We start from the raw sequence: 3,176 nt of genomic DNA, 5'->3' as shown, positions 1-3,176 counted from the left end.
GGCAATACCACCGCACCGCCCACAGGATGATGTCACGGGGGAAATGCCGACCGGAGAAGATGCCCATGGCTCTGATTATTTCACGCCGATCTTTCTACTGCCCCAACTTTGCAACAGCACCGTCCCACTCGCAGTCACGGGCGTCTACGTGGTACGCTACATATTGATTTAGATAGCTAGAGAAGACCCTAACACTTCGGTGTTGGGGTCTTTTCGTTTGTCAGGGGTTTTTGCGGGAAAAATTAAAAACTTTTTCTCAAAAGCCGAGCGCCGGCATTAACGTCGCCGCTTTTTCTTTGCCCTACGGGCGGCACGATTCAAGCCAGCAGGCGCGGCAGAACGGCGCGCATTTTTCTCCATAAGCTCGGCAAACTCACGCACCGCAAGCTCGAGCGCGAACAGAAAAAGGGGCGCTAATTCTCCAGATTCGTTAGTCGGATTTCTATTTCAAAGTGTTGCATACTTCTTTATCCACCCACATAATCACTTTTATGAGAATTAAAACCAGGTCAACTTGTACTGTCGTTGCAACTGTTCTTTCTGCCCTCGCCCTCTCTTGCCCGCTAGCATCTGCTACTTCGACTGAGATATCAGAAGGCGCATCACCTCGGGCTGAGGTGAAGCCTGGAGATAGCTTTACTTTTACGCTTGATGAGGAAACATCGAATGATGGAATATCAACTCGCTCTTTGAATGCAGGTGTATGCACTGGAACATTTGCGAATCCCCAGGTAGAAGCCGGAGGAATTCTCTCTTATGGATTGCATGTCCGGTGTACTGGAACTGGGTTTCTTCCTTTAAGCGCAAAGATCAGACTTCAAGAAGAACATCTCGGATTTGCTTATGAGACCGTAGATGAAACCTCTAAGAATCTTCCTGAGGGTGGCTACGGATTTGTTCGTGGAGAAGCGATCTGTGACCCAACTACTTCAGGGCATGATTATCGAATTGATGGAGAGATTTTTGCAGGAAAGCATCATGACATTGGTATCTCCAAAGAAGTCCATCTTCCATGCAATGTGCACTAATTACTCTGCATAAGCCAGGCTTTTAGTTCCTCCTCTGCACGCTCACAACCACCTGGGTAGTTTTCGTTCAGCTCTTCAGCCACGGAGTCAAAGATTTTCTTAGCGATAGCCTCAGCATGGTCAGGTTGAAGCTGCCCTCTTAAATCATTTAAGGGGGCAGAGAGAGTGACATAAGGACTGGGGCGTAAAGAATAAGACCGCATGTCAGCGGCATATATTCGAGGAGTTGTCCCCAAAAACTGAGATTCAAGGACGACGTTTCCGAACACTAATGACGATAGGTTTTTCTCTTCCATAGTCGGCAGTTTACGGAAAATAAGGTGTGTTAACTGCCGACTTATTCAACTATGGAAACTCGGCAGAGAATTAGGCAATCGCTTAATGTCGCCGCTTTTTCTTTGCCCTACGGGCGGCACGATTCAAGCCAGCAGGCGCGGCAGAACGGCGCGCATTTTTCTCCATAAGCTCGGCAAACTCACGCACCGCAAGCACTAACTCCTGGTGCTCATCACTGACGTAAAACTCGCGCCCCATCCGGAGATCGCGAGTCATCTCCCTGACGACACGAGCCGCGTCAGCCACCTCCTCTCTAGGGGTACGCAGCTTCAGCGTGGCTTGCTCATGCGCCTGCGCCAACTCCTCTTGGTGCTGTCGCCTACGGCGCTCACGCGACGCAGCAGCGCGGCATGCACCCGAGCAAAACCGGGCCTGCCGCCCACGCGGATCCGTCCGTTGCGGGATTGGTTTGCCGCACCTTTCGCAGACTTCTTTTTGGGTCGCCATACCCCCACTTTATCGCACGTGCGATAAAACCTGCCAGGCACTGAAATGCCTGGTCACCCGATGTCACTAAGAGTGCATATAGTGTGTATCTCCCCAGCCGCTTCGCGGCGTGGGCTCGGGCCGGTTCCTCCGGCCCGAAAATCAGGCGACAGACCGCCGCAAGACTGCCCGGCTTGTCCGCTAGGACTGGCGGGTGGGCCAGCAACATATTTGGGTACATTCCGCCCGACCGCGCTTGTCAGTCCTGCAGGGCGGTGTGACGGCTTCACACGGCGCGCTGTGTGCCCGTCTAAGCGATTAAAGACCCGGCGGCGGTACCCATGGAGGGCTGGGGGCTTCTGCGCGATTGAGTGCGCGAGGACTGAACCGGGGCAACCGAGCCGGACGGCTCGGGCGGCAGCTCGACGGCGAGCACCTGGAGCCGGACAACGCGGCGGTTGCGATATTCCTTTTCCGCACGACCGAAATACGGGACGTGCAAAGGAGCTTCGTATGCAAAGAAACCCGAACCCCCGCACCAGTCTTAGGCGACTCTCCGAGCTGCGCTCGCTCGCACTAGGCGCTGCCCTGGGCGCAATACTTGCCGACCCCATGGCCACGATCCACGGTTGGGCCGAACTACTCGACCTGCTCGTCTTCTGGCGCTAGCGGCAACACACTATTGGCACTCTTAGTGTTAATCGGGTCTGGGCCAGATTCACCGCTTCTTGCTCACCCAGTTGGTTGCTGGATTAGCGCCCATCTGGCTCCCTCTCAAAGCTTCTTAGCCCCTCTAGGAGTGGCGGCGCCTGCGGCGGGCTTCTATCGAATTCGCTTTCGCTCATTCGGCTTATTTTTCGACTGAACGGCGTGACCAGAAGGCCACCTGCGCGCCCCTCCGGGCGGGAGCGCTTGGGAAGGGCGCCCCCGCCCTACCCTTATTTCTAAGGGCTGGGTCGGGGGCAGAATCTGCTGGTCTCCGGTATGGGATGGCAGGTGTAGGTATGCCAGATTCCGGCCAAGGTAGTTAATCCTCGGCACCGTACGGCGTGTGTAAAAGCTCTGGCGCGTCTCAAGCTAATTGACTGCGCGGGCGTACTCCTGGGGCTGGTCGTCCTCTGCTCCGGCCTTGCGGCTTAGGAACCCCAGCAGGCTGTTTACTCGGTTGCTTAGTCAGCCCCTCTAACGGTGCTCTCAACCCGCGGGTTAGGCGGGGGGGTTATTTCATTTCTCCGGGCACGATCCCGGCGCGCTGCTTGTCCCACTGGTGCTGTTGCAAAGTTGGGCGGAGAGCCGAGACGACCCAGTTTCTCATTTCCTGATGGCCGCTGCGTGCCGGCGTTCTCAGGCCGTCTCGAAGACCCGGTTGACGATCACCGCGTCCGG

4 protein-coding genes are annotated in these 3,176 nt (G+C 55.7%); 2 read left to right on the top strand and 2 right to left on the bottom strand.

Translation table 11 applies throughout. The features are described from left to right. Window positions 1-491: 491 nt before the first annotated feature. Window positions 492-1,028, top strand: a complete 537-nt coding sequence (locus MHK00_RS11675) for a hypothetical protein (RefSeq protein WP_008490166.1) — start codon at window positions 492-494, stop codon at window positions 1,026-1,028. Here the strand turns inward: MHK00_RS11675 and MHK00_RS11670 are convergent. Beyond that, entirely contained in the window at window positions 1,025-1,324 is a 300-nt protein-coding gene (locus MHK00_RS11670) for a hypothetical protein (RefSeq protein WP_008490165.1), read from the bottom strand. The genes MHK00_RS11675 and MHK00_RS11670 overlap by 4 nt on opposite strands. Before the next feature lie 776 nt (window positions 1,325-2,100). Next, window positions 2,101-2,292, bottom strand: coding sequence for a hypothetical protein (locus tag MHK00_RS11665; RefSeq protein WP_250411977.1), 192 nt, complete (start codon window positions 2,290-2,292; stop codon window positions 2,101-2,103). Between the two features lie 11 nt (window positions 2,293-2,303). Here MHK00_RS11665 and MHK00_RS11660 point away from each other — a divergent pair, with 11 nt between their 5' ends. Then, entirely contained in the window at window positions 2,304-2,459 is a 156-nt protein-coding gene (locus MHK00_RS11660) for a hypothetical protein (protein WP_008484778.1), read from the top strand. The last annotated feature ends 717 nt before the right edge of the window (window positions 2,460-3,176 follow it).

The organism is Corynebacterium tuberculostearicum (genome assembly GCF_022347385.1).
GTDB lineage: Bacteria > Actinomycetota > Actinomycetes > Mycobacteriales > Mycobacteriaceae > Corynebacterium > Corynebacterium tuberculostearicum_M.
The sequence above is the reverse complement of the archived record's forward strand: the minus strand, read 5'-3'. Positions and strand labels throughout refer to the sequence as shown.

Excerpts from the sequence above, each read along its gene's own strand:
- MHK00_RS11670 (WP_008490165.1), bottom strand. The coding sequence starts at position 1,324 with ATGGAAGAGAAAAACCTATCGTCATTAGTGTTCGGAAACGTCGTCCTT.
- MHK00_RS11675 (WP_008490166.1), top strand. The coding sequence starts at position 492 with ATGAGAATTAAAACCAGGTCAACTTGTACTGTCGTTGCAACTGTTCTT.
- MHK00_RS11660 (WP_008484778.1), top strand. The coding sequence starts at position 2,304 with ATGCAAAGAAACCCGAACCCCCGCACCAGTCTTAGGCGACTCTCCGAG.